Source organism: Streptomyces sp. NBC_00223 (assembly GCF_036199905.1).
GTDB lineage: Bacteria > Actinomycetota > Actinomycetes > Streptomycetales > Streptomycetaceae > Actinacidiphila.
This window is the reverse complement of the sequence record NZ_CP108109.1, coordinates 1,348,103-1,374,935: the sequence shown is the minus strand read 5'-3', so window position 1 is coordinate 1,374,935 and position 26,833 is coordinate 1,348,103. Positions and strand designations below refer to the sequence as shown.

The following is a 26,833-nucleotide window of genomic DNA, read 5'->3' as shown; positions in this document are numbered from 1 at the left end:
GATCCCGCTGCCGCCGCTCGACGGCTACAAGGCGCTCGGCTACGGGCTCGGCACACTGCGGCTCGCCTCGGAGAGCCGGACCTTCCTGCGGGCCGCGGTCCTGGCCGCCCTGCGCCGCCCCGGCGCCGGGCTCACGCCGTACTCCCGGCGGCTGCGGCTGATCCACGGCGGCTACGCGGCGCTCTGCGGACTGCTGGCCGCCGCCGCGCTCGCCGGTACCGGGCTGCTGTGCCGCGCGGCCCTCCCCGCGGCCTGGTCCCCCTGGACCGCCGCCCTGCCCCTCGCGCTGATCGCCCTCGCCCTGCCCCTGCGGCTGCTCGGCCTGCGGATCGCCGCGCGCCGCGCCGAGGCGCACGCCCTCACGCGGGACGGTTCCGTAGGCTCAACCCCCGTTGTACGCAAGGACGTTGGGCACTCCGGTGCCGGGTCCGCCGCTCCACCCGTCAGCACAGCAGCAGCCGACGCCGCGCCCGCGGCACGGCAGGAGAAAGGCCGTATGAAAACCACCCACCACCCGTCGGAGAACGCCGTACTCATCGACGCGGTGAGCAAGACCTACGGCGAGGTGCGCGCGCTCGACGGGGTGTCGCTGACCGTGGCGGCGGGCGAGTTCTTCGGGATACTCGGGCCCAACGGCGCCGGCAAGACCACCCTCGTCGAGATCATCGAGGGCATGCGCAGGCCCGACTCCGGCACGGTCGAGGTCTTCGGCCGGTCGCCCTGGCCGCGCAACATCGCGCTGCTGCGCCGGATGGGCGTGCAGACCCAGGCGTCGGCGTTCTTCACCCGGCTCACCGCGTGGGAGCACCTGGAGACCGTGGCCGCCCTGCACGGCCTCGACAAGGCGGCGGCCCGCCGGGCCATGGACATCGTCGGCCTCGGCGCCAAGGACAGCAGCCGGGTGGACGACCTGTCCGGCGGCCAGCGCCAGCGGCTCGCCCTGGCCACCGCGCTGGTCCACGAGCCCGACCTGATCTTCCTGGACGAACCGACCGCCGCCCTCGACCCCGAGGCCCGCCGGTCGCTGTGGAGCGTGCTGCGCGAACTGCGCAGCGAGGGCCGCACGATCGTCTACACCACGCACTACCTGGACGAGGCCGAGGCGCTGTGCGACCGGGTCGCGATCATCGCGGCCGGCCGGGTGGCCGCCCTCGACACGCCGGGCGCGCTGATCCGTTCGATGGCCGCGCCCGCCCGGCTGCTGGTGCCCGCCGACCGGATCACCCCCGAACAGGCCCGCGGCATCGAGGGCGTGGACCGGGTGCTGGTGGAGGGCGGCGAGGTCGTCATCGAGACCCGCCAGGCCAACCGGGTGCTGGTCGCGGTCGGCGAGTTCGTCGACATGGACGCCATCCAGACCCGTACCGCGACCCTCGAGGACGCCTATCTGCGGCTGACCGGAACGGAGCACGGCCGATGACGACCGCCTACACCGCGCTGACCAGGGCCGCGTATCTCGCCTCCGTGCGCGACCGGACCACCGTCTTCTTCACCTTCGCCTTCCCGCTGGTCTTCCTGCTGGTCTTCGGGCTGCTCTTCCGCGGCCAGTCGGTCGACGGCGGTCTGCCGTACATCAACTACGTGGCGCCCGGTGTGCTGTCCTGGGGGGTGGGCAACGCCGCGCTCTTCGGCCCGGCGTTCGCGCTCATGCACTGGCGGCGCGACGACATCCTGCGGCTGGTGTGGCGGACCCCGACACCGCTGCCGACCGTGCTCGGCTCGCGGTTCGCGGTCGCGGTCGTGGTGGGCCTGGCGCAGGCGGTGCTCTTCACCGCGGTCGCGCTGCTGCCGATGTTCGGCCTGCACCTGTCGGGCGACTGGCCGCTGGCGCTGCCGCTGCTGGTGCTCGGCGTGGCGGCCTTCCTCGCGATGGGCCTGGTGGTCGGCAGCCTCGCCAACACCCCCGAGGCGGTCGCCGCCATCGCCAACTGCGTGATGGTGCCGATGGCGTTCCTGTCCGGGGCGTTCTACCCGGCCGACCTGCTGCCGGGCTGGATCCGCACGCTGTCCTGGATCCTGCCGCTGCGCTACCTCGACCACGGCCTGACCGATGTGCTGGCCGGGCGCGGCAGCCTCGGCTCGCTCGGCGTGGACTGCGCGGGTCTGGCCGCCTTCACCGTCCTGTTCGGGCTGATCGCGGCCCGCATCTTCCGCTGGAGCAACCGGACATGACCCTGGACACCGCAGGACCCGCCACCGTCGTGCCGCTGGAGGACGCCGGGCGGGCACTGGAGGAACGGCTCGCCGTACGGGCGGCGCGGGCCGGGCTGCCCGCGCCCGCGGTGGCCGTCGCCGGCGGGTACGACGTGCTGCGGCCCGAACCCGACGAGCGCGCGCGGCGGCGGGCCGCGGCGACCGTGCACCTGACACCGGACGCCGTGCTGATCGGCCCCTGGGGAGGCGAGGAGGCCGACTCCGCCGACCTGGCGTGCGGCGGCTGCCTGGCCGTCCGCTGGCAGCGGCTGCGCACCCGTACCGAGCGCGAGGCGCTGGAGACCGGCCTCACCGTGACCGCCGCGGGCGCCTGGCCGGTGCTGCCCGACTACGCCGTGGACGCCGTATGGGCCCTGTACGCCCGGGCGTTCGGCCCCGGCGCCCCGCGTACCACCGGCCCCGCCCGGGTCACCCGCCACGACCCCGAGACCGGCCGGTCGTACACCGTTCCGCTGCTCGCCGAACCGCTCTGCGACCGGCACCCCCGGCCGGCCCCCGCCGACTTCCGGCTCACCGCGCGCCCGAAGCCCGCCGCCGACCGCTACCGGCTGCGCGGCCCCGCCTCCTACGCCCTGCCGACCGACGCCCTCGCCAACCCGGTGTGCGGGGCGCTCGGCGCCGGGACCTGGAACGACGTCACCTCGCCGACCACCGCCCCCGTCGCGGGCAGCGTCTTCATGCGCGGCTACGCAGGACTGACCGACGTCACCTGGAGCGGCCAGGCCAACTCCTTTGCCGCGAGCCGCGATCTGGCCTTCCTCGAAGGGCTCGAACGCTACGCGGGCACCCACCGCCGCGACCCGGGCGCGCTGCCGGTCGAGTCGTACGACGCCCTCGTACGGTCCGGCGTCGCCGCCCTCGACCCGCGCGAGTGCGGGCTGTACGCGCCCGAGACCTACCGCGACGACCCGATGGTCACCCCCTTCGACCCCGCGCGCCCGATCCCCTGGGTGCGCGGCCACTCGCTGCGCGACGACCGGCCGGTGCTGGTCCCGGCCCGCCTCGCGTACTACAGCGCGGGCACCGCGGCCGACGACTTCGTCTACGAGTGCTCCAACGGCTGTGCGATCGGAAGCTGTCTGGAGGAGGCGATCCTCTTCGGCCTGCTCGAACTCATCGAGCGGGACGCCTTCCTGCTCGCCTGGTACGGCAACGCGCGGCTGACCGAGATCGACCTCGATTCCTGCGACAGGACGGTCGTACGGGCGATGACCGACCGCGCCGCGCTCTGCGGCTACGACGTGCACGTCTACGACAACCGGATCGACCTGCCGGTACCGGTCGTCACCGGTCTCGCCGTACGCCGCGACGAGGGGCCCGGCACGCTCGCCTTCGCCGCCGGGGCCGCCTTCGACCCGCTGACCGCCGTGGAGTCGGCGCTCTCCGAGATCCTCACGTATCTCCCGCACCTGCCCCGGCAGGTCGCCGAGCGGCCGGACGAACTCGCCGCCATGGCCGAGGACTTCGGCCTCGTCCGCCGACTCCCCGACCACGCGGCGCTGTTCGGGCTTCCGAGGATGCGCGAGCACGTGGGCGGCTATCTGGAACCGGCCGCCGTACGGTCGTTCGCGGACACCTACGACGACTGGTCGCGGCGGCGGCCGCGCGGACTCGATCTGCGCGACGACGTGCTGTGGTGCACGGGAGAGCTGGCCGCCGCCGGGTTCGATGTCGTCGTGGTCGACCAGACCACCCCGGAACAGCGGCGGTTGGGCCTGAGCACGGTCGCCACGATCGTGCCGGGACTGCTGCCGATCGACTTCGGCTGGTCGCGGCAGCGGGCGCTGACCATGCCCCGGCTGCGCACCGCGCTGCGCCGCGGCGGCCTGCGGGCGGACGACCTGCCCGAGGAGGAGGTGCGCCGGGTGCCGCACCCCTTCCCGTGAGCGCGCGAAGCCCCTCCGGGGCGGACACACGAAAGGCCCGTGCGGGCCAGGGTGAACCGGCCGCGCGGCACGCGGCGGCCAGTGCGGGTCGGGGGAGTGGTCACCGGCCGGTGCTCCTGCCGGGCGGGGGCCGTTGCCCGGGGTTCCGGCGGGCGGGGGCGCGCGGGGCTGGCCTTACAGGTCGGCGGGTGTGGGGCCGTGCGAAAGGCCCGTGCGGGCCGGGGAACCGGCCGCGCGGCACGCGGCGGCCCGTGCGGGCGGGGGGAGTGGTCACCGGCCGGTGCTTCCGCTGGGCGCGGGGCCGTTGCCCGGGGTTCCGGCGGGCGGGGGCGCGCGGGGCTGGCCTTACAGGTCGGCGGGTGTGGGGCCGTGCGAAAGGCCCGTGCGGGCCGGGGAACCGGCCGCGCGGCACGCGGCGGCCCGTGCGGGCGGGGGGAGTGGTCACCGGCCGGTGCTTCCGCTGGGCGCGGGTCCGTTGCCCGGGCTTCCGGCGGGCGTGGGCACACGAGGACGCGGGGTACGGGCCGCCGGCCGGTGCGCCCGGCGGAGCTTCCGGCGGGCGTGGGTCCATGCGAAAGGCCCGCGCGGACGGGAAGGACCGGCCGCGCGGGCCCCGACCGGGGAGGTCAGGCGGTGCAGCTGGTGGTGCTGGTGGTGCTTGAACACGTGCTGGTGCTGGAGCAGCTGGTCGACGAGCCGAGCATGACCTCGCTCGCGTCGGAGTAGTCGGTGATCTCGAACGTCTCGGACTCCAGCTCCAGGATTTCCTGGGCCAGGGAGGCGAGCGGCGTGTCCAGCTTGGAGATGTCAGCCACGGTGACTCCTTCTCGGCATGGTCGGGAACGGGCTTCGCGGGCACGGCCCGCTCGGGGCCGCGTCATCCTTTCTACGCGCGTCCACTGGCGAATCCGCTGCCCGACCGCTGTCACCCCGCTGTCACGCCGGCCCGCCGTCTGTCGCGCACGCCACTGAACTCCCCGAACTCCCCGGCCCACTTACCTGAACGTCCAGAACTCCCGTGAACGGAGAAGCCGTTGACCGCCCAGCCGGCCCCGACCGCCGCCGATGTGCTCGGCCCCGTCGCCGAGTTCTATCTCGATCTGCACCAGCACCCGGAGCTGTCCGGCGCCGAGGAGCGCACCGCCGGGCGGCTGGCCGACCGGCTGGCCGCCGACGGCTACCGCGTCGAGCGCGGTGTCGGCGGCCACGGTGTCGTCGGCGAACTGCGCAACGGCCCCGGCCCCGTCGTCCTGCTCCGCGCCGAACTCGACGCGCTGCCGGTCCGCGAGCGGACGGGCGTCCCGTACGCGAGCACGGTCACCGCGCCCGGGCCCGACGGCTCGCCCGTCCCCGTCATGCACGCCTGCGGCCACGACGCGCACCTGGCGTGCGCGGCGGGCGCCGCGACCCTGCTCGCCCGGACGGCCGAACGGTGGCGCGGCACCGTGCTGGTGGTCGGACAGCCCGCCGAGGAGACCCTCAGCGGTGCCGAGGCGATGCTCGCCGACGGGCTCTACCGGCGCTTCCCGGCCCCCGAGGTCGTGCTCGCGCAGCACGCCGTACCGCTGCCCGCGGGCATGGTCGCGCACACCGAGGGGCCGCTGCTGGCGTGCAGTGCCCTCGTGGAGGTGGTGCTGCACGGCCGCGGCGGGCACGCCTCCTCCCCGCAGCTCGCCGTCGACCCCGTGGTCACGGCCGCCGCCACCGTTCTGCGGCTCCAGACGATCGTGTCCCGCGAGACCGTCCCCGGCGAACCGCTCGTGGTCACGGTCGGCGCGCTGCGGGCCGGCGCCACCGGCAATGTCATCGCGGACCGGGCGACCCTGGAGGTGACCGTACGGGCCTTCTCGGAGACCACGCTGGAGCGCGCCCTGACGGCCGTACGGCGGATCGTACGGGCCGAGTCGGCCGCGTCCGGCGGGGACCGCGAGCCGGAGATCCGCGTGCTGCGCAGGTCCGGGGTCACCGTGAACGACCCCGGGGTCACGGAGGCCGTACGGCGGGCGCACGAGGGGGAGTTCGGGCCGCACCGGGTGGCCCGCTGGCAGCCGTCGACGGCCACGGAGGACTTCCCGCTGTTCGGGGAGGCGGGTGTCGGTCTGCACGGGGTCACCGGGATCAGGACGGGGTACTGGATGCTCGGCATGGTCGGCCCGGAGGAGTGGGCGGCGGCCGGGAAGAACACGGCGGAACGGCTCGCCGCGCTCCCGGGCAACCACTCGCCCCGCTTCCGGCCGCATGTGCGGCTGACCCTGGAGACCGGGGTGACGGCGCTGACGGCGGCGGCCCGCGCGCATCTCGCGCCCGCGCCGGGGCCGGCCGGGGTCGGCTAGTGCCGTGGCCGGAAAGGTGTGCCTGGTTCGCGGCGTCCGGTGCGGTGCATCGCAAGGCGGTGGGGGCGCCTCCCGGCCCCCAGGCTGGTGGAGCCCTCGTGCCGGGCGTACTCGGGCGACTTCGACAACGCCGGGGGCGCCTCCCGCCGAAGGCAGGAGGAGAGGTGCCGCGCTAGGGTCGCGTCGTCGGAGCCGCCCTCCGCGGGGGAGGGCTGACGGTTACCGCCGCTTGCCGCCGTGGGGGCCCTGGTGAGACTGAGGCTGGAGTTCACGACCGAGCCGTTCGACCTGGACGAGCCGCCCGCGCACGCGGTGGTGGCCCGCGAGGTGGTGGAGCGCGGAGCGCTGGAGGCGGTGGACGTCGGGCCCTTCGGCAACACGGCGGAGGGGTCGGCGGACGCGGTGGTGGAGGCGGTGGGCACGCTTCTCCGCGAGACGCTCGCCGCCGGGGCCACGCGGGTCTCCCTCCAGGTCAACGTCCTCCCGGAGCGCCCCCGATGACGGCCCCTGACCCCCGGCTCCCGCCTCCGGCACCGGGCCCATCGGCGGGTCCCGCTTCGGGGACCGGCGAGCCTGCGGGGCCCGTCTCCGGGACGAGTGAGCCCGAGGGGGTCTCCCGACCCGGCCCGGCGGCCGGCGAAACCGCGCTGCCCGGTCCCGCGCCGGGTGCGCCCGAGGGACCGGCCCCGGGGGCAGGCCGGTCCGCGCGCCTCGCCCGCCCGGGATCCGGGGCAGGCGAGCATGCGTTGGTCGGCGCTGTGGGGCCGCTGGTCGAGGCGATCGGGGCGCGGGTCGTCGCGCCCGGCGAGGCGCGCGCGGACGACATCGTGCTCAGCTGGGAGGGCGCGCCCGTGCTCGCCGTCCGGCTGCCGCGGCTCGCGGACTCCCTCGATCACCTCCTCGCCGACCTGCGCCGCCGCCACGGCCCCCTGGCGGAGCTGAGCCGCAAGGAGAAGCAGACCGTCGTCCGCGTCCTGGAGGAACGCGGCGCGTTCGAGGTCCGGCACGGCGTGGAGACCGTCGCCGCGGCGCTCGGCGTCAGCCGCTTCACCGTTTACAACTACCTGAACAGGGAGAACGCCTCCCGCGCGCCCGAAGGAACCGGCTGACCCCCACCCGTACGCCCGGGGCCGCGGGCCCACTCGCCCACCCGGGCGAACCTTCAACAAACTGTTGACGTCCCCTTCGACGGCTCCTAGCGTGCGAGTGTGACTCCCCGCGTCCCGCCGGGTCTGGCCCGGCTCAACGCGGCCCCGGCCCCCGCCGCGGCCGCCACGCTGCACGCGGTGTGCGGCAGCCGGACGTGGAGCGCCGCAGTGGCCGCCGGCCGCCCGTACGCCCGGCTCGGAGACCTGCTCGCGGCGAGCGACACTGCCACCGCCGCACTGACCCCCGCCGACCTCCGCGAAGCACTGGCGGGCCACCCCCCGATCGGCCGCCCGACCCCCGGCGACCCGGCGTCGGCACGCGAACAGGCCGGCGTCGAGGCGTCCGCCCGCGCGGAGTTGCTGCGCCTCAACCGCGCGTACGAGGCCGCCCACGGCCAGGTCTTCCTGATCCGCGCCACGGGCCGTACGGGGGCCGAGATGCTGGCCGCCCTCAAGGAGCGCGCCGGCAACGACGCGGACACCGAACGCGCGCTCGTCCGCGCCGAGTTGGCCGGGATCAACCGCCTGCGGCTCACCCGGCTGGCCGAGGAGGAGGACCCCGGATGACCACCGTGTCCACGCATGTCCTCGACACCGGCGCCGGCCGCCCCGCCGCCGGGGTGCCCGTGACGCTCGCCGTCCGCGCGGGCGCGGACAGCCCCTGGACCGGCCACGGCACGTCCACCACCGACGCCGACGGCCGCTGCGCCGACCTGCCCGCGCTGCCGCCGGACGCCACCCACGCGCGGCTGCTCTTCGACGTCGAGCCTTACCTCGGGCGGGAGTCGGGGGCCTTCTTCCCCGAAGTGGCCGTCGTCTTCGCCGTCGTGTCGGGCGGGCACCTCCATGTCCCGCTGCTGCTCAGCGCGTTCGGCTACTCCGTCTACCGAGGGAGCTGACCCGTATGCCCCGGCTCGGCCAGAACCAGTACGGCAAGGCGGAGACCCGCGTCGTGCGGGTCGTGCGCGAGGGCGCCGTCCACCGACTCAGGGATCTGAACGTCTCGGTCGCGCTGTCCGGCGACATGGACGAGGTCCACCTGTCCGGTTCCAACACCCGTGTCCTGCCGACCGACACCGTCAAGAACACCGTCTACGCCTTCGCGCGGACCCACGGCATCGAGTCCGCCGAGGAGTTCGGCACCCTGCTGGCCCGGCACTTCGTCGACAGCCGCCCGGCCGTCCACCGGGCGCGGGTCCGGATCGAGGAGTACGCCTGGGACCGGATCGGCGACCGGGACACCGGCGCGAGCGACGGCACGGGCGGCCACTCCTTCGTGCGCGGCGGCCGCGAGACCCGTACCGCCGAGGTCACCTACGACGGCGGGCGGCCGCGGGTGATATCCGGGCTCAAGGACCTGGTCGTGCTCAACTCCACCGACTCGGAGTTCCGCGGCTTCGACCGGGACCCGTACACCACCCTCCAGGAGACCGGCGACCGCGTCCTGGCCACCGAGGTCACCGCGCGCTGGCGGTTCGGCGGGGCGAGCGCACCGGACTGGGAGGCGGCCTACGGGCAGGTGCGCGGACATCTGCTCACGGCGTTCGCGGACACGTACTCGCGGTCGTTGCAGCAGACGCTCTACGCGATGGGCGCGCGGGTCGTCGAATGGGTGCCCGGGGTGGAGGAGATCCGGCTGTCGCTGCCCAACAAGCACCATTTCCTGGTGGACTTGACGCCCTTCGGCCTCACCAACGACAACGAGGTCTATCTCGCCGCCGACCGCCCGTACGGACTGATCGAGGGCACGGTGCTGCGCGACGGCGCCGAGGCCGCCATCGCCGTCACCGACTGAGAGGCCGACCCCATGACACAGCCGGTCGCGCGCAAGGTCATCGAGCACTGCGCGGTCGCCACGGTCGACGCGCACGGCACCGAGTACGACCACGGGCATGTCGTCGTCGCGGGCAACCTCATCGAGGCGGTCGGCGCCGGGCCCGCGCCCGCCGGGCTGGAAGGCGTCACCCGCCGGATCGATGGCACCGGCCATCTCGTCACGCCGGGCCTGGTCAACACCCACCACCACTTCTACCAGTGGCTCACCCGCGGCCTCGCCCAGGACAGCGACCTCTTCCACTGGCTCACCGAGCTGTACCCGACCTGGGCGCGCATCGACGAACCGATGGTGTACGCCGCCGCGTCCGGCTCGCTGGCGATGATGGCCCGCGGCGGGGTCACCACGGCGATGGACCACCACTATGTCTTCCCGCGCGGCGCGGGCGACCTGCTCGGCGCGGGCATCCGGGCCGCCGCCGGGATCGGGGTGCGCTTCACCGCCGCGCGCGGCTCGATGGACCTCGGCGAGAGCGACGGCGGGCTGCCGCCCGACTTCGCGGTGGAGAGCACCGAGGACGCGCTGACCGCGACCGAGGCGGCCGTCGACCGGTACCACGACGCCTCCTTCGGCTCGATGCTGCGGATCGCCGTCGCGCCCTGCTCACCGTTCTCAGTCTCCACCGAACTCCTGCGGGAGGCCGCGCTGTTGGCCCGGCGCAAGGGCGTACGGCTGCACACGCACGGCAGCGAGACACGGGAGGAGGAGGCGTTCTGCCGCGAGCGGTTCGGGGCCGGGCCGACGGACTACCTCGCGTCCACCGGGTGGCTCGGCGAGGACGTGTGGATGGCGCACTGCGTCCACATGAGCGACGCCGACATCGCGGCCTTCGCCCGTACGGGTACGGGCGTCGCGCACTGCCCGTCCTCCAACGCCCGGTTGGCCGCCGGGATCGCCCGGGTGCCGGACCTGCTGGCCGCCGGGGTGCCGGTCGGGCTCGGGGTGGACGGCACGGCGTCCAACGAATCGGGCGAGCTGCACACGGAGTTGCGGAACGCGCTGCTCATCAGCCGACTGGGCAGCGGGCGTTCGGCGGGTTCCGATGGTTCCGGTGGCGCGAAGGCGCTCACCGTCCGTCAGGCCCTGCGCCTCGGCACCTACGGAGGTGCCCAAGTCCTGGGCCGGGGCGCGGAGATCGGCTCCCTGGAGGCGGGCAAGCTCGCCGACCTCGTGCTGTGGAAGCTCGACGGCCTCGGGCACGCGTCCATCGCCGACCCGGTCGCCGCGCTCGTGCTCGGCGCCCCGGCCCCCGTGACGCTCTCGCTGGTCAACGGCGTCCCCGTGGTCGAGAACGGCCGTCTCACCCGCGCCGACGAGGACGCCGTCGCCCGCCTCACCCGTACCGAGGCCCGCCGGCTCGCCCGTCTCGCCGGCCTGGCGTGAGCGAACCCGGCCTGAGCGGGACGGACTTACGGCGTCCGCCGTGCGGAACCGCCTGTCGGCCGTCCAGTTGGTCGTCGGCGTAGGCGTATGGGGGCGGGGTGAGGGCCGTGCGCGGCAGCGGCTCGTACGCCTTCGCCCGCCGCGTGTGCTGCCGGGCGGTCGCCTCCTGGCGTATGCCGGTGGCACTGGATGCCATCCGGCGGTGCCGGGGCTCGGGCGCTTGCACGGTGTGGAGTACAGTTCCCCCCTCGCGGGACCTCAGCATTCCGCGGAAGGCCGCCCGGTCCCGTCGAGCAGCCCGAGGTCGGCGGGCGTGTCGATGTCGGCCGGGTCGCCGACGTCCCCGCACTCCACGAGTACGGTCCGCCGCGCGTGCTCCCGCAGATACACGCGGGCCCCGCGGTCGTCCGTCGCGCCGGCCGCGACCCCCGCCCAGTGGCTCGCGCCGAGCAGCACGGGGTGGCCGCGGACCCCGTCGTACGCGGCCGCGACCAGGGCCGCGCGCGGGTCACCGGCCGCGGCCGCGAGCACCCGGGCGACCGCCGCCGGGCCGACGCCCGGCTGGTCGACCAGGCCGATCACCGCGGCGGCGGTCGTACGCGGGTCGAGGGAGGCCAGCCCGGCCCGCAGCGAGGTGCCCATGCCGTCCGCCCAGCGCGGGTTGTCCACCAGTGCGCAGCCCCTCAGATCCGCGCGCTCGCGCACCTCGGCCGCCGCCGCGCCCAGCACGACGTGCACGTGGTCGCAGCCGCCCGCGCGCAGCGCCCGTACCGCGTGCTCCACCAGGGGGCGGCCGCGGTACGGCAGCAGCGCCTTCGGCCGGCCGCCCAGCCGCCGTCCGCCACCGGCCGCGAGCAGCACCGCGGCCACTTCGCCCGTCGTACCCGCTGAGTCCATAGCCCCTGCATACCGCGTGCGTCGTGACTCTGGAACAGGCCGCTTTCGGCGTGGCGTGTTCCGGTATCGTCGGGCCGTGTCCCGGGAGGGGCGGTGTCAGGGGAGGTACGGGGACTGATGGGCGTACCGCACACCGGTCCGGTCTTCGGGGGGCCGGCCTTCCTGCCGACGTCCGGCGACGATCCGGCGACGGTGTCCGGGCACCGGGTCGCCGCGCGGCTCGTGGGACGTTTCGAGGGGACGCCGGACGAGGCTTCCGGGGCGGCTTCGGGTACGTCTACGGCTTTTGGCGGGCGCTCCGGTACGGCTTCCGGCGGCGGGGCGCTGGGCCGGGTGTACCTCGCGTACGCGCCCGGCGGGCAGCCGGTCGCGCTCACCGTGATCCGCGAGGAGGCGGCCGGGCGGCCGGACTTCGGGCCGCGCTTCCACCAGGACGCGGAGGCCGCGGGGCGGGTGCGGGGACCGTACGTCGTGCCGGTCGTCGGCAGCGGCAAGGAGGGCTCCCGGTACTGGTTCGCCACCGCGTACGTGGCCTCCGTCTCGCTGCGGGACGCGGTCGCCGGCGGCGGGCCGCTGCCCACGGGCGTCGTACTGCGGCTGGTCGCCGGGCTGGCGGAGGGCCTTCAGTCGCTGCACCACGCGGGCGTCGTGCACGGGGACCTGCGGCCCTCGCATGTGCTGCTGGCCGCGGACGGGCCGCGGCTGAAGCAGTACGGGTTCGCGGGGCTGGGGGAGGGGCCGACCGGTGCGTTTCTCGGGCCCGAGCAGGCCGCGGGGCGGGCGGCCGTCGCCGCGACGGATGTCTTCGCGCTCGGGCAGATCGCCGCGTACGCCGCGATCGGGGCGGCGCCCTTCGGGGACGGGGCGAAGGTGCGGCAGGACGAGCCGGATCTGTCCGAACTCCCGGGGGAGTTGCGGGAGATCGTCACGCGGTGTCTGATCAAGGATCCGGCGTTGCGGCCGTCGCTGGCGCAGATCACGACGATGTGCGCGCAGATCGCTCCCGCGTCGACCCAGCCACTCGCCCTCCCCTGGCTCCCACCCCACCTCCTCTCCGCCCTCGCATCCGCGCCGGGCTTCCCTGCAGGACCCGGGGCGGCCGGCGAGTCCGCGCAGGGGACGCCTCCCTCGACAACACCTTTGCCCGGCACACCAGTTGCGCCACCGCCGCCGTCCTTCGCCCCCGCCCCGGGAACGCCGGGCGCGCCTCTGCTTCCGCAGGCGCCGACCGCATCCGTACCCGGCCCGGGTGGGTACTTCGCGCCGCCGGTACCGGGCGTATCCGGGCCGGGACCAGGCCCGGCTGCCACCGGCCCGGCATCGGTGCCGGGCTTCCCTGCCGGCTCCGGCCCCGGCGCGGCCGCGATGCCGCAGGCGCCCATCACCGGCTCAGGCGGTGGGACTTTCGGGAGCTCGCAGGGGTTGGCCGGGGCGTCCGAGGCGGGGGCGGGGGGCGCGGCCGCGATGGCGCAGGGGCCCGTCACCGGCTCAGGCGGTGGGACTTTCGGAGGCCCGCGGGCGCCGGGGGCCGGGTCCGGTGGGGCGTTTGCCGGGGCGGAGTCGGCGTATCCGCATCCGGCCGGGGGGAAGGCGCGGCGGCGGGGCGGCGTCGTGGGTCTGGCCGTCGTTGCCGCAGGCGTGATCGCGGGGGTCGCGCTCGCCGGGGGGTTCGACGGCGGTGGCCGTGACGTGCGGGGTCGGGTGCCCAGCGGCGCACCGACCGCCGCACACCCCGCGCCCGTCAGGCCGCCCGCAGGGCGACCGCCGGGCGGCGGCGGAGGAGGCGCCGGAGCCACCGGATCGGCGGAGACCCCGGGCGAGACGGTCTACCGGGACGTCCGGCTGCCCGCCGGATACGGGCTGTCGCTGCGCGACGACCCGCCCACCGCGCTGTCCGGCACGTACAGCGGTGACCTCGGCTTCACCGACCAGGCCGACGCCTTCGCCGTGGACGCCCACCACGGCACCCTGGCGCTCGCGGCCCCGGCCGACCCGGCCGATCCCACCGGCCCGGCCGCGCCGGAGATCTGCACGTCCGCCGCCACCGCCCAAGTCGCCTCGGTGCCAAGGCGGTCGGTCACCACCGGCACCCGGCTGTGCGTACGTTCGATCGACGGCACCGTCGCACTCGTGACGTTCCGTCAGCTCACGCCGCCCGGCGCACCGCAGGAGTACGCCACGGTCGATCTGACCGTCTGGCGGCTGACCGGCCGCAGCGCCGAGAGCGACCAGTAGACCACACGCGAAACCCTCCGCCGAATCGGCCCCCACAGCGTCAACTCGCCGTCAAGAAGGCAAAGTCAGCGCAATTTTCGGCGCCGATGTGGCGCGAACGTCACTGAGTGCCGTTTACTGATCGGCCCCGGGCGCCGTGGGCCGGCAACCCGCCCGGGCCAAGCACGAACGACGAGCATGAGGCAGGGGTGGGCTGTTGTACATGGTGGGGGAGACACAGGTGCTCGAAGAGGACCGAGGGAGAACGGCCGACGCGGGGACGGGGCTGCGCGAGGCCATAGGGCGCTTGGAGTGCGAACTGACCGCCTACCGGCGGCAGTTACCGGATCGTGCGGTCGCCGAGGACGAACTGCGTGAACTTGCCCGCCTCGCGGCGGACACCGACCGGGTGCTGGAGCGCCCGGACACCGAGAATCTGCGGCACTCCCTGTTGCTGGTGACCGGCGCCCTGGGCTCGGTCAGCGCGCTCAGGGCCCCGCTCGACGCCCTGCGCGAGGCGGTGGAACGGCTGGCCCCGACTCCGTTTCCGCGGCCGTACCGATAGCGGCGGCCCGCCCCCGGGACACGGCTGCCCCCACCGGCCGCCCCGGACGGCGGAGCCCGCCACACAGTAAGGTTCGCCACACAGCAAGGTCCGCCGGTCAGGAAAAGTCCGGCGGCACGAAAACCTTCCGACCCGAAAGACCCCGCCGACCGGCTCAACCAACGGCCGGCCGACGGAAGATGGACGGGCGCCCCCGAGGGCCCTCCCGGCCGGGCGTCCCTGACAACGCCCCGGGAGGGCCCCCGGGAGCGCCCCGACAAGGCGCCCCCGAAGGAGCGGGAGAAACGCCCCCCGAAAAAAAGGGGGACAAGAGGGGTGCCGCATCCCCCGAGCGGCACCCCGGCTCACGGCGGCGGTCAGGCCGCGCGGCTCGCCCTGCGACGGTGTGCCTCGATGATCTCCGCGTAACGGCGACCACTGGTCTTCATCGTGCGCTTCTGCGTGTCGTAGTCGACGTGCACAAGCCCGAAGCGCTTGTCGTAGCCGTACGCCCACTCGAAGTTGTCCAGCAGCGACCAGGCGAAGTACCCGGCCAGCGGGACCCCTCGGCCGACCGCGCGGGCGCAGGCGGCCAGGTGCTCCTCCAGGTACGTGGCCCGCTCGGGGTCGTGGACCTCGCCCTCGGGGGTCACGGTGTCGCGGTAGGCGGAACCGTTCTCCGTGACGTACACGCGCTGGGCGCCGTAGTCCTCGGAGAGCCGGACCAGCAGCTGCTCCAGGCCGTCGGCGTTGACCTCCCAGTCCATCGCGGTGCGGCGCACGTCCGGCAGGTAGACCGCCTTGGCGTGCGGCACGGGACCCGTGGGGTCGTCCGTGATGACATTGCGGAAGTAGTAGTTCAGGCCCAGCCAGTCCAGCGGAGCCGCGATGGACTCCAGGTCGCCGTCCTTGATCGGCAGGTCGACCCCGTACAGCTCCACCATGTCCTGCGGGTAGCCGCGGCCGTGGATCGGGTCCAGCCACCAGCGGTTGGTGTGGCCGTCGGCGCGCCGGGCGGCCGCGACATCGGCGTCGCTGTCGGAGGCGGGCTCGCACGGGCTGAGGTTGTTGACGATGCCGATCCGCAGGTCGGAGTGGGCCGCCCGCAGCGCCTGCACGGCCAGGCCGTGTCCGACGTGCAGATGGTACGAGGCCCGTACGGCGGCGTTCAGATCGGTCCAGCCGGGGGCCATGGTGCCTTCGAGGTGGCCGATCCACGCTGAGCACAGCGGCTCGTTGAGGGTCGCCCAGTCCTTGACGCGGTCGCCGAGCGCCTCCGCGACGACGGCCGCGTACTCGCCGAACCGCTCGGCGGTCTCCCGCTCGGGCCAGCCGCCGCGGTCCTGCTGGGCCTGCGGGAGGTCCCAGTGGTACAGCGTGGCGTTGGGGGTGATGCCCGCTTCGAGCACCGCGTCGACCAGCCGGTCGTAGAAGGCGAGCCCGGAGGCGTTGACCGCGCCCGAACCCTCGGGGATGATGCGGGGCCAGGCTATGGAGAAGCGGTAGGCGTCCAGGTTGAGGGACTTGGCCAGCTCCAGGTCCTCGGGCCAGCGGTGGTAGTGGTCGCAGGCGACGTCGCCGGTGTCGCCGCCGTCGACCTTGCCGGGGGTGTGGGAAAAGGTGTCCCAGATGGACGGGGCCCGGCCGTCCTCGTCCACCGCGCCCTCGATCTGGTAGGCGGCGGTAGCCGCTCCCCAGAGGAAATCGGCGGGAAGAGCGCTCAGGTCGTTCACAAGCAGCCTTTCGATGGGGTTACTTGACGGCGCCGGCTGTCAGCCCGGCGACGAGGTAACGCTGGAGAAGCAGGAATCCGGCGACCACAGGCACGCTCACGACGAGCGAGGCGGCCATGACCTGGTTCCAGTAGACGTCGTTCTGGGTGGCGTACCCGCGTAGACCGACGGCGAGCGTACGGGTGCTGTCATTGGTCATGACGGAGGCGAAGAGGACCTCGCCCCAGGCCGTCATGAACGCGTAGACGCACACCGCGACGATGCCGGGGATGGCGGCCGGCACGACGACGCGGAACAGCGCTCCGAACGGACCGCAGCCGTCGACCTTCGCGGCCTCGTCGAGGTCGCGCGGGATGGAGTCGAAATACCCCACCAGCATCCAGATGGAGAACGGAAGCGAGAAGGTGAGGTAGGTGATGATCAGACCCAGCCGGCTGCCGTACAGCTGGATGCCGGTGGTGTTCCCGATGTTCACGAAGATCAGGAACAGCGGCAGCAGGAAGAGGATGCCGGGGAACATCTGGGTGGACAGCACCGTGACGGTGAAGAACCGGCGGCCGGCGAAGCGGTACCGGCTCACGCCGTACGCGGCGAAGATCGCCACCGCCACCGACAGCAGGGTCGCGCTCACCGACACGATGAGCGAGTTCATGAAGTAGTGCGCGAGCGGGACGGTCTTCCAGATGTCGATGTACGGCCGGAAGGTGATCCCGCTCGGGATCCACCTGAACGAACCCTGTACGTCCTGGAGCTTCTTCAGCGACGAGCTGAGCATCACGTACACGGGGGTGAGCACGAAGAGCAGCAGCAGGGTCAGGATGACCCGCCGGGTCCACAGAAAGGACTTCGGCGAGGCCATGGGTGACGGCTGCACGGGCATCTTAGGCATCCGGCTCCCCCTTCCTGGACGTGAACAGCAGGTAGATCGCCGTCACCAGCAGCAGGAAGAGCAGCAGGAGTACGGACATGGCCGAGCCCGAGCCGAAGTTCCAGGTGATGAACGACGACTGGTAGATGTGGATCGAGATCAGGTCGGCCGCGTGCGGCGCCGACTGCCCGAACATCACGTACGGCGTGTTGAAGTCGTTGAACGTCCACAGGAAGAGCACCAGGACGAGCACCTGGTTCACCGGCCGCAGCGACGGCATGGTGATCTTCCTGATCTGCTGCCAGACTCCGGCGCCGTCCATCGCGGCGGCCTCGTACAGCTCGCGCGGGATGTTCTGCAGACCGGCCATCAGGCACAGGAACGCGAACGGCCAGGACTTCCAGACCGAGACGATGACCAGCGCCCAGAAGCTGTTGGGGCCGATCAGCCAGAACGGCTTGTCCGAGGTCAGATGCAGCTGGTCGTGCAGGACGTGGTTCACCAGACCCGTGTCCTGCTGGAACATGAAGGTCCAGGTGATCACGGCCGCGTAGACCGGCAGCGCGTACGGCACCAGGAAGATGGCGCGCAGCACCGCCCGGCCGCGGAAGGTGTCCTGCATCAGGATCGCCGCGGCCGTGCCGATCAGCCAGGAGAAGCCGACCGACAGAATGGTGAAGAACACGGTCACCCAGAACGAGTGCAGCAGCGCCTCGCCGACGGGCTGGTTGAACTTGACCGCGAGGCGGTAGTTGCCCAGCCCGGTCCAGGGCGCGCTGCCCCAGTCACGGATGAAGAACTGGGTCAGGCCCTTGAAGCTGATCACGACGCCGACCACCATCGGGATCAGGTGGATCAGCAGTTCGAGTATCAGGGCGGGGAACAGCAGAAGGTACGGCAGGCCGATCCGGCGCAGCCGGTCGGGGACACGCGGCCGGAGCCGGCCCCTTCCAGCGGACTTGCCGCTGGAGGGGCCGGCCTCGGGGGTGCTCCGGGGAGGGGCGGTGGCAGTCATGGATGAGAGCCGATCCTTACGATGCGGGCATCTGCTGCTGCGCCTTGGTCAGCGCGGCCTTGACGGAGTCGGTCGTGATGCTCTTGCCCGCGGCGGCGTCGGCGAACAGGTCCTTGATCGCGGTGCCGACCAGCGTCTCGAACTGGCTCTCGTTGGCGACCTGCGGCAGCGGGGCGGCCGAGGTGCTGAGCACCTGCGCCAGGACCTTCAGGTCCGGGGTCTGGAAGGCCGGGTCGCTCTGGGCCTCCTTGACCGGCGGCAGGGAGCCGTAGGTGGAGTTGAGGATCTTCTGCTCGTCCGTGCTCGTCATGAACTTGACGAACTTCAGGGCGGCGTCCTGGTGCTTGGTGTTCTTGAACACCGCCAGGTTGATGCCGGCCACCATGGAGGTGACGCCCGCGTCGCCGGTGGCGCCCGCGGTCAGCGTCGGAACCGGCGCGACACCGTACTGGTCGGGGTTCATCCCGTGCGCCTTGATGGAGGTCGCGGCGGACTGCCACATCATCATCGCGGCCTTGCCGGTGGCGAAGTCGGTGATGGTCTGGTTCTGCGCGTACTCCGCGTCGCCCTTGGCGGCGATCTTGTCCTTGGCGATGAAGTCGACGTAGCTCTTGACGGCCTCGACGTTCGCCGGGGTGTCGAAGGTCGCCTTGCCGGAGGCGTCGAACCAGTCCGAACCCCGCTGCTTGGCCAGCACGAAGGCGTGGTGGATGCTCTCGGTGCCGTTGCCGCCCTCGACCGCGAGGCCGTACTTGCCGCCCGTGGTGAGCTTCTTGGCGTCGGCGACCAGCTCGTCCCACGTGGCCGGCGGGTTGGCGATCCCGGCGTCCTTGAACATCTGCTTGTTGTAGTACAGGCCGTAGGCCATGGAGTAGATCGGCACCGCGGCCGGGTCCTGGCCGGCCGCGCCGGCGGAGGCGATGGCGGCGGGCGCGAAGCGGTCCTTGCCGCCGATGGCGGTGAAGTTCGCGTCGTTGAACGGCAGCAGCGCGCCGGTGGCCTGGAGCGAGGCGGACCAGGTGTTGCCGATGTTCAGGATGTCCGGGCCCTGGCCCGAGGTGGTGGCCGCGAGGATACGGTTCAGCAGGTCGGGCCAGCCGATGACCTCCAGCTTGACCTTGATGCCGGTCTGCTGCTCGAACTTCTTGAGCTCCGGGGTGAGCACCTGCTTGTCGTTGTCCAGGCTGGTGCCCTGGTTGCTCGCCCAGTACGTCAGAGTGACGCCCTTGTCGCTGCCGCCGGTGCTGCCACCGCTGCCGCTGCTCTTGTTGTCGGAGCCGCCACAAGCGGCGACGGTGAGGCCGAGCGCGGCCACGAGGGCGGTGGCCGCGAAGACTCTGTTGGTGCGCATACGGGTTCCCTCTCAGGGGTGGGATCGCTTCAGGAAGTGAACAGCGCCTGTACCTTAATTCAGGCCGTGATTTAACTTGTGAGAAAAGGTGGCGTCAAGACCTTGCGCAGCGATAGATTCACGGCGGACGGGCTGAGAGGGAGATCCGATGGCTGAGCGGGGCAAGCGGACCGTGCGTGACCTGCGGCGCGGCAACCGTGCATCGCTTCTGCGTCATTTGTATTTCGAAGGGCCCCTGAGCCGCCAGGAGCTGGGCCGGGACACCGGCCTGAGCGCCGGGTCCATCAGCAACGTCGTCGGCGAGCTGATCGCCGACGGCATGGTCGAGGAGGCCGGAGCCGTCGAGTCCGACGGCGGCCGCCCGCGCATCCTGCTCCAGGTCTCGGCCGGGTACGGGTACGTCGTCGGCGTCGACGTCGGCGAAACCCGGGTCAGGGTCGAGCTGTTCGACCTCGCGCTGACCGAACGGGCCTCGGCCGACCTGCCGCTGTCCGACAGCGGCCACGACGTCGACCATGTCGTACGGCTCGCCCTCGAAGGCATCGCGACCGTGGTCCGCGAGGCCGGCGTGGACGACAGCGAGGTGCTGGGCGTCGGCATCGGCGTACCCGGCATCGTCGAGCAGGGCGACACCGCGCCCGGCGAGGGCGACGGCGTCGTCGTGCACGGCCAGACCATCGGCTGGGAGGCGGTGCCGCTGGGCCGGCTGCTGCGCGCGGGCACCGCCCTCCCGCTCTACATCGACAACGGCGCGAAGACCCTGGGCCAGGCCGAGATGTGGTTCGGCGGCGGCCGCGGCTCCGGCAATGTCGTCATCGCGCTCATTGGCTCCGGCGTCGGCGCCTGCGTGGTCGCCGACGGGACCCCGTACCGCGGCGCCAGCAGCAGCGCGGGGGAGTGGGGGCACACCACGCTGCGGGTCGGCGGGCGCACCTGCCGCTGCGGCTCGCGCGGCTGCCTGGAGGCGTACGTCGGCGCCGAGGCGCTGCTCGGCCGCTGGCCCGGCGCGCCCGAGGGGGTCAGCGAGGAGACCGGGCTCGCCGCGCTGCTCGCCGCCGCCGACGACGACCCGGAGGCCGCCGCCCTGCTCGCGGAGGCCGCGGAGTACCTGGGCGCGGGCATCGCCGACCTGATCAACCTCTTCAACCCGCAGCGCATCGTGATCGGCGGCTGGGCCGGGCTCCAGCTCGGCCCCCGGCTGCTGCCCGCGGTCCGCGAGGTCGCCGCCGCGTACGCCCTGCACCACCCCTGCGCCCAGACCTCCATCGAGCTGGGACGGCTCGGCGCCGACGCGGTCACCGTCGGCGCGGCCACCCTGCCGCTGGCCCGCTTCCTCGACGCGGGCGGCGAGCGCACGGTACGGCTCCCGGCCCAGGACGCGGGTCCGGGCGGCGCTCCGAACGGCGGACGGGAATCGGTACGGAACCGCATCGCGCGGGCGGTACGTTGAGCGGGTGGCGCACCGCCTGAGCGGGCGGCGCGCCGCGCCCACCGTCTCGCACCTCCGCATGCCCTGAGGAGCCCGCTGTGACCCTGCGGCAGCAGATCGTCGGCAACGCCATGCAGATGGCCGTCTGCACCCTGGACCCGGGCCAGACGGTGTACTGCGAGGCGGGCAAGTTCCTGTTCAAGACCGCCAATGTCTCCATGCAGACCCGGCTCGGCGGCCCCGGCAACCAGAGCGGCGGTCAGCAGGGCGGCCAACAGGCGGGCGGAATGGGCGGGTTGCTGCGGCAGGCCGTGGGCACGGCCATGCAGGTCGGCCAACGCGCCCTGGCCGGCGAGTCGCTGGCCTTCCAGTACTTCACCGCTTCCGGCGGCGAGGGTACGGTCGGCTTCGCCGGAGTCCTGCCCGGCGAGATGCGCGCTCTCGAACTCAACGGCTCCCGGGCCTGGTTCGCCGAGAAGGACGCGTTCGTGGCCGCGGAGGAGTCGGTGCGGTTCGGCATCGCCTTCGCGGGCGCCCGGCAGGGCATGAGCGGCGGCGAGGGCTTCATCCTGGAGAAGTTCACCGGCCAGGGCACCGTCATCATCGCGGGCGCGGGCAACTTCATCGACCTCAACCCCGCGGACTTCGGCGGCCGGATCGAGGTCGACACCGGCTGCATCGTGGCCTTCGAGGAGGGCATCCAGTACGGTGTCCAGCGTATCGGCGGCCTCAACCGGCAGGGCCTGATGAACGCGGTCTTCGGCGGCGAGGGCCTGTCGCTCGCCACACTGGAGGGCAACGGGCAGGTCATCCTCCAGTCGATGACCATCGAGGGCCTGGCCAACGCGCTCAAGAAGTCCCAGGGCGGCGACAAACAGGGCCCCACCGGCGGGCTGTTCTCCACCCACGCCGGCTGAGCGCCGCGCCTCGGGCCCGACCTGCCGGGGCACCGGGACCGGACCGGTCCCGCGCCCCTCGGGTCTCATGCTCCTCCCATGTCACGTTGCGGTGACAGCTGACCCCGGCCCGGGCGATTCGGCCCCGCACAGCCGGTAGCGTCTGATCACGTGTACCCCGCACCGCCGCTCGAACCGCGCGCGGCACCCTCAGGAAGGTGGACGATCCGCCGTGTACCGCTGGGAGACCACCCGGGCCGCACTGGCCCAGCGGGTATTCGCCACCATCCGCGGTGAGAGCTACGACCAGGCCGCCGCCACCGCCGACACGCTGCTGTCGGCCGGGCTCACCACCCTGGAGATTTCCCTCACCACGCCCTTCGCGCTGGAAGCCGTCACCACACTGGTCCGAGAGGTCGGCGACGACGCGGTGATCGGGGCCGGTACGGTGCTGGACCACGTGTCCGCGCGGATGGCGATCGAGGCGGGCGCGAAGTTCCTGCTCTCGCCGAACCTCGACGAACAGGTGCTGCGCACCGGGCACCGCTACGGGATTCCCGTCTTCCCCGGCGTCGCCACCCCGACCGAGGCCGTACGCGCCCTGGAACTCGGCGCCGACGCGCTGACGCTCTACCCCGCCACCGCGTACTCGCCCGACTGGATCGCCGACGTCCGCGCGATCATCCCGCAGGCGCCGCTGCTGCCGATCGGCGGCATCACGGTGGCCGAGGCGCCCGACTGGGTGGACGCGGGCGCGGTCGCGGTCGGCATGGGCTCGGCCCTCACCGACGGCGACCGCGCGACGGTCACCAAACGCCTCACCGATCTCCTCGACCGGCTCTCGGCCTCCCTCACCTGAGACGGCCGGGCGGCGCAGGAGCCGCCCGAACGAAGGGGGACGCGCGATGAGCGGCCCGGAGACCGTCGATCTGACCGTGTACGGGGAGGAGTTCACCACCGACCCGACGGGCGTCGGCCGCCGGACTTCCGGGCCGGAGGCCAAGGGTGCCGCTTGGGCACCTTCTTTCCGCCGCGACGGCGGGACGCGGGGTGGACCGGTCCGGCGGTGCCGAACTGCTCCTGGCTGGGGGCGAAGGGGCGCCGTGCGGTGTGCCCATTCTTTCCGCCGCGACGGCGGGACGCGGGGTGGACCGGTTCGGCGGTGCCATACCCGCTTGCGTGGCGCCGGTGCGTGTGTCCGGGCCGGAGGCCGAAGGTACCGGCGCCTGGCCACCTTCTCCCCGCCGCCGTGGCGGGACGCGGGGTGGACGTGTTCGGCGGTGCCGAACTGCCCCTGGCCGGGGCGAAGGGGCGCCGGTGCGGCATGCCCATTCTTCTCGCCGCAGCAGCGGGGAGCGGGATGGACCGGTTCGGCGGTGCCGAACTGCCCCTGCGCGGCGCCCGTGCGTGGGTCCGGGCCGGAGGCCGAGGGCGCGGCCGCCTCGGCACCCCCTTTCCGCCGCCGTCGCGGGACCCGGCCCCGGGTCGGGTCGGCGGGTGCGGCGCCTAGACTCGGCGGGGGCCGCGCGGGCCCGAAGTCGAAGAACCTGCCAGGAGGCACCCCGTGACCGTCGTCGCCGTCCCCGGCTCCAAATCCGTGACCGCGAGAGCCCTCTTCCTCGCCGCCGCGGCCGAGGGGACCACCGTCCTGCGGCGCCCCCTCCTCTCGGACGACACCGACGGCTTCGCCGAGGGCCTGACCCGCCTCGGCTACTCCGTCGAGCGCGCCGCAGGCGAATGGCGGATCACCGGCCGCCCCTCCGGCCCCGCCGTCACCGAAGCCGACGTCTACGCCCGCGACGCGGCCACCGCCGCCCGTTTCCTGCCCGCCCTCGCCGCCGCCGGCCACGGCGTCTTCCGCTTCGACGCCTCCCCCCAGATGCGCCGCCGCCCGGTCGCCCCCCTCACCCAGGCGCTCCGCACCCTGGGCGTCGACCTCACCCACGAGGAGGCCGACGGCCACCTCCCCCTGCGGATCGTCGCCGACGGCATCAAGGGCGGCGCGATCGACCTCGACGCGAGCCTGTCCTCCCAGTTCCTCACCGCGCTCCTGCTGGCCGGCCCGCTGATGACCGAGGGACTGCGCATCCGCGTCACCGGCATCGTCTCCGTGCCGTACGTCGAGATCACCCTCGCGATGATGCGCCGCTTCGGCGTCGACGTCGGCCGCGACGGCGACACCTTCGTCGTCCCGGCCGGCGGCTACCGCGCCGTCGACTACCCGATCGAGCCCGACGCCTCCACGGCCAGCTACTTCTTCGCCGCCGCCGCGCTGAGCGGCCGCAGCGCGACCGTGCCCGGCCTCGGCGCCGACGCCCTCCAGGGCGACCTCCGTTTCGTGGACGTGCTGCGCCGGATGGGCGCCGACGTCGAGACCGACCCCGACGCCACCACCGTCACCGGCACCGGCCGCCTGCACGGCCTCACCGTCAACATGCGGGACATCTCGGACACGATGCCCACGCTCGCGGCGATCGCCCCCTTCGCCGACGGCCCGGTCCGGATCGAGGACGTCTACAACACCCGGGTCAAGGAGTGCGACCGGCTCGAAGCGTGCGCCGACAACCTGCGCCGGCAGGGCATCCGGGTCGAGACCGGCCGCGACTGGATCGAGATCCACCCGGGCACGCCCGCGCCCGTCGAGATCGCCTGCCACGGCGACCACCGGATCGCGATGAGCTTCGCGGTGGCCGGGCTGCGTACACCGGGCACGACCTTCGACGACCCGGGGTGCGTGAAGAAGACGTTCCCCGGGTTCCACGAGTTCTTCGCGGAGGTCCGCGCGGACTGGGGTGTGTGACCCGGCCCGCGGACGCCCGGGCCGCTGAGCCCCCGACACGCACGACGCGCCCGGCGAACCGTCTCGTCACGAAGAAGCGTTTCGCCGGTTTCGCCCCGCCCTAGTGTGATCCGCGTTCGCCTTATCCGAACGTGAAAGGTCTCACCCGTGCGTTACCGCAACACCGTCGCCGCCGTCGCCTGCGCCCTGGCGGCCGCGTTCTGCTTCCCCGCCTCCGCCCACGCGGCCGAGGGCGACTTCATCTACCGCTACGTGGGCGAGTACGGCTCCCACGAGATCGGCGGGCTCGTCGACCCGCCCAGCCGTGAGTGCATCACGCTCCCGGAGGTGTCCGACCCGGACGAGACCGAGCCCGCGTTCGCCCCGTTGAACGACACGAACGCCACGGCCACGGTCTTCACCGGCGTGGGCTGCGACGGCGACTACTACACCCTGCGTCCCAACGGAGGCCACGCCTCGGAGCGGCTGAAGCTGCGGTCCGTCGTCTTCTCCTGAAGTCCCGCTCCGCCCGGGGCCCGGCCCCCTTCCGTCAGGCCCCGGGCGGGGCGACCACCACCGGTTCGCGGTCCAGCGTGATCCCGAAGTGCTCGCGGTAGGCGGGCAGCACCTCGGCCTCGTTCAGCTCCCGCTCCTCGCGCCGCTCGCCCTCGGTCGTGACGAGAGTGCGGCCGCTGAGCGTCACCCGGCCGTCCTCGGTGAGCCGCGAGCACACCAGTGACAGCCGGAAGTGCGACGTCGGATACGTCCGCTGGAACCAGCAGGTCGCCTCGAAGTCCCGCAGTTCGCACGGCCGTTGCTCCAGCCGGTACTGGGGTGCGCCGTCCCGGAGGACGTCCAGGTCGCCGTCGGGCGTCTCCACGATCCGGAAGACACCGCCGGGGTCCTGCTGCTCGGCCCGGTCGTCGTACCGCAGCGGGTAGTCGCTGTGCCGCCCGAAGCCCACGTCCACCAGCCACGGTCCGCTGCCGTCCGCCGCGTCGACCCGCAGCGCCATGTGGTCGTACGGCGGCCCGATCTCGCCGGTCTCGGTGAAGACGCGCGCGGAGAGCATCGTCACCTCGTAGCCGAGGGAACGGAGCAGACCGGTGAAGGCGCCGTTCAACTCGTAGCAGAAGCCGCCGCGCCCGGCGTCGACGATCTTCGCGACGAGCGCGTCCTCGTCGAGGACGATGTCCTGGCCGAGGTGGATGGAGAGGTTCTCGAAGGGGACGGCGCGCTGGTGCAGCAGATGCAGGGTGCGCAGCGCGTCCGCGTCGGCGGTGGGCGGCCGCTCGGCGCCGATGTGCTTGAGGTAGGCGTCGGCCCGGAAGTTGTCCATGCGCCATTTTCGCCCGTTCGGCCCGGCCGGTGTCACGGCGGGTACGCCCGGGGCGCCGGCCAGGTGCTCTCGGCCATGCGGTCACATTTCCCGCTCGCGGGGTGTCAGAGAGACAGACCCCCGAAACGCTGGTGAGGTGACGGGGGACGAGGACCCGGTCCGAACGAGTTTGGAGCAACCATGACGTCATCCATCCTGGTCACCGGTGGCACGGGCAGCCTGGGGCGCCTCGTCACCCCGCTGCTGCTGGAGGCCGGAGCCGAGGTACGGGTGCTCAGCAGGAAACCGCACCAGTCCGGGGGCGGCGTCACGTATGTGACCGGTGACCTGCTCAAGGACGAGGGGACCGAAGCCGCGGTGGCCGGAGCCGGCACCGTACTGCACCTCGCGGGCGCCCCCACGGGTGACGACGAGGCGGCGCGCAATCTCGTGCGGGCCGCCTCGGCCGCGGGGGTACGGCACCTGGTGTTCATCTCGGTCATCGCGGCGGACCGGGTCCCGCTGGGCTACTTCCGGGCCAAGCAGGGCGCGGAGCGGGCGGTGGCCGAGTCCGGGGTGCCGTGGACGACGCTGCGCGCCGCCCAGTTCCACGACCTGTGCCTGACCGTGCTGTCGAAGCTGACCAAGCTGCCGGTGATTCCGGTCCCGGGCGCACCGCGGTTCCAGCCGGTCGACGCGCGGGAGGTGGCGGCCCGGCTGGTGGAACTGACCCTCGGTGAGCCGGCCGGCCGGGTGCCGGACCTGGCCGGACCGAAGGTCTACCCGATGGCCGAGCTGGTCCGCGGCTATCTGAAGGCGAGCGGCAGGCGGCGGCTGCTGGTGCCGGTCCCGATGCCGGGGAAGGCCGGCCGCGCCTACCGGGCGGGCGACAACCTGGCCCCGGCGGGCTCGGACAAGGGGTCGCGGACCTGGGAGGACTTCCTGGCCGAGCGGCTGCGGTAGGCGCGGGCGGCCTCCCGCCGGGTCACAC

The 26,833-nt window shown here is 73.4% G+C and carries 25 protein-coding genes; 18 read left to right on the top strand and 7 right to left on the bottom strand.

Annotation, left to right across the window (positions count from 1 at the left end; genetic code table 11):
* Positions 1–496: 496 nt before the first annotated feature.
* Genes OHA30_RS05810 through OHA30_RS05800 form a run of 3 tightly spaced genes read left to right on the top strand, consistent with a single transcriptional unit; the run spans position 497 to position 4,100 of the window.
* Positions 497–1,420 (top strand): ABC transporter ATP-binding protein, encoded by a 924-nt coding sequence (locus OHA30_RS05810; RefSeq protein ID WP_328917747.1) that lies wholly within the window; start codon positions 497–499, stop codon positions 1,418–1,420.
* Positions 1,417–2,172 carry an ABC transporter permease gene (locus tag OHA30_RS05805; RefSeq protein ID WP_328912716.1) on the top strand — a complete coding sequence of 252 codons (756 nt, stop codon included), beginning with the start codon at positions 1,417–1,419 and terminating at the stop codon, positions 2,170–2,172. The genes OHA30_RS05810 and OHA30_RS05805 overlap by 4 nt, the downstream gene beginning before the upstream one ends.
* Positions 2,169–4,100, top strand: a complete 1,932-nt coding sequence (locus OHA30_RS05800) for a TOMM precursor leader peptide-binding protein (protein WP_328912715.1) — start codon at positions 2,169–2,171, stop codon at positions 4,098–4,100. The genes OHA30_RS05805 and OHA30_RS05800 overlap by 4 nt, the downstream gene beginning before the upstream one ends.
* Positions 4,101–4,726: 626 nt before the next feature.
* On the opposite strand, the gene OHA30_RS05795 is transcribed toward OHA30_RS05800, so the two are convergent.
* Positions 4,727–4,906 carry a thiazolylpeptide-type bacteriocin gene (locus OHA30_RS05795; RefSeq protein ID WP_405786147.1) on the bottom strand — a complete coding sequence of 60 codons (180 nt, stop codon included), beginning with the start codon at positions 4,904–4,906 and terminating at the stop codon, positions 4,727–4,729.
* A 228-nt stretch (positions 4,907–5,134) separates the two neighbouring features.
* On the opposite strand from OHA30_RS05795, the gene OHA30_RS05790 reads away from it, so the two are divergent.
* The 7 genes from OHA30_RS05790 (at position 5,135) to OHA30_RS05760 (ending at position 10,798) form a co-directional block, all read left to right on the top strand.
* On the top strand, positions 5,135–6,433 hold the full coding sequence (locus tag OHA30_RS05790; protein WP_328912714.1) for an amidohydrolase: 1,299 nt from the start codon (positions 5,135–5,137) through the stop codon (positions 6,431–6,433).
* A 249-nt stretch (positions 6,434–6,682) separates the two neighbouring features.
* On the top strand, positions 6,683–6,934 hold the full coding sequence (locus OHA30_RS05785) for a hypothetical protein (RefSeq protein WP_328912713.1): 252 nt from the start codon (positions 6,683–6,685) through the stop codon (positions 6,932–6,934).
* A 245-nt stretch (positions 6,935–7,179) separates the two neighbouring features.
* A complete protein-coding gene (locus OHA30_RS05780) occupies positions 7,180–7,542 on the top strand; it encodes a helix-turn-helix domain-containing protein (protein WP_328912712.1) in 363 nt (120 codons plus the stop codon).
* Between the two features lie 99 nt (positions 7,543–7,641).
* Positions 7,642–8,148 carry a 2-oxo-4-hydroxy-4-carboxy-5-ureidoimidazoline decarboxylase gene (uraD, locus tag OHA30_RS05775; RefSeq protein WP_328912711.1) on the top strand — a complete coding sequence of 169 codons (507 nt, stop codon included), beginning with the start codon at positions 7,642–7,644 and terminating at the stop codon, positions 8,146–8,148.
* The gene (uraH, locus tag OHA30_RS05770) at positions 8,145–8,480 is read left to right on the top strand and encodes a hydroxyisourate hydrolase (protein WP_328912710.1); all 336 of its coding nucleotides are present in this window, start codon (positions 8,145–8,147) and stop codon (positions 8,478–8,480) included. The genes uraD and uraH overlap by 4 nt, the downstream gene beginning before the upstream one ends.
* Before the next feature lie 5 nt (positions 8,481–8,485).
* Positions 8,486–9,376: a factor-independent urate hydroxylase gene (pucL, locus tag OHA30_RS05765; protein ID WP_328912709.1), complete on the top strand. Its 891-nt coding sequence runs from the start codon at positions 8,486–8,488 to the stop codon at positions 9,374–9,376.
* A 12-nt stretch (positions 9,377–9,388) separates the two neighbouring features.
* Complete coding sequence (locus OHA30_RS05760; protein WP_328912708.1) at positions 9,389–10,798, top strand: 8-oxoguanine deaminase; 1,410 nt, start codon at positions 9,389–9,391, stop codon at positions 10,796–10,798.
* Between the two features lie 258 nt (positions 10,799–11,056).
* Here OHA30_RS05760 and OHA30_RS05755 read toward each other — a convergent pair whose 3' ends face one another.
* Positions 11,057–11,695: a nucleotidyltransferase family protein gene (locus OHA30_RS05755; RefSeq protein WP_328912707.1), complete on the bottom strand. Its 639-nt coding sequence runs from the start codon at positions 11,693–11,695 to the stop codon at positions 11,057–11,059.
* A gap of 117 nt (positions 11,696–11,812) precedes the next feature.
* Between OHA30_RS05755 and OHA30_RS05750 the strand changes: the two genes are divergently transcribed.
* Together OHA30_RS05750 and OHA30_RS05745 are read left to right on the top strand one after the other, a co-directional pair.
* The gene (locus OHA30_RS05750) at positions 11,813–13,930 is read left to right on the top strand and encodes a serine/threonine-protein kinase (RefSeq protein ID WP_328912706.1); all 2,118 of its coding nucleotides are present in this window, start codon (positions 11,813–11,815) and stop codon (positions 13,928–13,930) included.
* A gap of 202 nt (positions 13,931–14,132) precedes the next feature.
* On the top strand, positions 14,133–14,474 hold the full coding sequence (locus OHA30_RS05745) for a DUF5955 family protein (RefSeq protein WP_328912705.1): 342 nt from the start codon (positions 14,133–14,135) through the stop codon (positions 14,472–14,474).
* 356 nt (positions 14,475–14,830) lie between these two features.
* Here the strand turns inward: OHA30_RS05745 and OHA30_RS05740 are convergent, their stop codons facing one another.
* Genes OHA30_RS05740 through OHA30_RS05725 form a run of 4 tightly spaced genes read right to left on the bottom strand, consistent with a single transcriptional unit; the run spans position 14,831 to position 19,420 of the window.
* Positions 14,831–16,186, bottom strand: a complete 1,356-nt coding sequence (locus OHA30_RS05740) for a GH1 family beta-glucosidase (RefSeq protein WP_328912704.1) — start codon at positions 16,184–16,186, stop codon at positions 14,831–14,833.
* A gap of 19 nt (positions 16,187–16,205) precedes the next feature.
* Positions 16,206–17,045 (bottom strand): carbohydrate ABC transporter permease, encoded by an 840-nt coding sequence (locus OHA30_RS05735; RefSeq protein ID WP_328917745.1) that lies wholly within the window; start codon positions 17,043–17,045, stop codon positions 16,206–16,208.
* 22 nt (positions 17,046–17,067) lie between these two features.
* Positions 17,068–18,069 carry a carbohydrate ABC transporter permease gene (locus tag OHA30_RS05730; protein ID WP_328912703.1) on the bottom strand — a complete coding sequence of 334 codons (1,002 nt, stop codon included), beginning with the start codon at positions 18,067–18,069 and terminating at the stop codon, positions 17,068–17,070.
* Between the two features lie 16 nt (positions 18,070–18,085).
* Positions 18,086–19,420, bottom strand: coding sequence for an ABC transporter substrate-binding protein (locus tag OHA30_RS05725; protein ID WP_328912702.1), 1,335 nt, complete (start codon positions 19,418–19,420; stop codon positions 18,086–18,088).
* A gap of 148 nt (positions 19,421–19,568) precedes the next feature.
* Between OHA30_RS05725 and OHA30_RS05720 the strand changes: the two genes are divergently transcribed.
* The 5 genes from OHA30_RS05720 to OHA30_RS05700 all read left to right on the top strand — a co-directional run bounded on the left by OHA30_RS05720 (position 19,569) and on the right by OHA30_RS05700 (position 25,040).
* Positions 19,569–20,870, top strand: coding sequence for an ROK family transcriptional regulator (locus OHA30_RS05720; protein ID WP_328912701.1), 1,302 nt, complete (start codon positions 19,569–19,571; stop codon positions 20,868–20,870).
* 77 nt (positions 20,871–20,947) lie between these two features.
* Complete coding sequence (locus OHA30_RS05715; protein WP_328912700.1) at positions 20,948–21,766, top strand: AIM24 family protein; 819 nt, start codon at positions 20,948–20,950, stop codon at positions 21,764–21,766.
* Between the two features lie 211 nt (positions 21,767–21,977).
* The gene (locus OHA30_RS05710) at positions 21,978–22,604 is read left to right on the top strand and encodes a bifunctional 4-hydroxy-2-oxoglutarate aldolase/2-dehydro-3-deoxy-phosphogluconate aldolase (RefSeq protein WP_328912699.1); all 627 of its coding nucleotides are present in this window, start codon (positions 21,978–21,980) and stop codon (positions 22,602–22,604) included.
* Between the two features lie 705 nt (positions 22,605–23,309).
* Positions 23,310–24,545 carry a 3-phosphoshikimate 1-carboxyvinyltransferase gene (gene aroA / locus OHA30_RS05705; protein WP_328912698.1) on the top strand — a complete coding sequence of 412 codons (1,236 nt, stop codon included), beginning with the start codon at positions 23,310–23,312 and terminating at the stop codon, positions 24,543–24,545.
* A 147-nt stretch (positions 24,546–24,692) separates the two neighbouring features.
* A complete protein-coding gene (locus OHA30_RS05700) occupies positions 24,693–25,040 on the top strand; it encodes a hypothetical protein (protein WP_328912697.1) in 348 nt (115 codons plus the stop codon).
* 34 nt (positions 25,041–25,074) lie between these two features.
* On the opposite strand, the gene OHA30_RS05695 is transcribed toward OHA30_RS05700, so the two are convergent.
* Entirely contained in the window at positions 25,075–25,863 is a 789-nt protein-coding gene (locus OHA30_RS05695) for an arylamine N-acetyltransferase family protein (protein ID WP_328912696.1), read from the bottom strand.
* 180 nt (positions 25,864–26,043) lie between these two features.
* Here OHA30_RS05695 and OHA30_RS05690 point away from each other — a divergent pair, with 180 nt between their 5' ends.
* A complete protein-coding gene (locus OHA30_RS05690; protein WP_328912695.1) occupies positions 26,044–26,805 on the top strand; it encodes an SDR family oxidoreductase in 762 nt (253 codons plus the stop codon).
* The last annotated feature ends 28 nt before the right edge of the window (positions 26,806–26,833 follow it).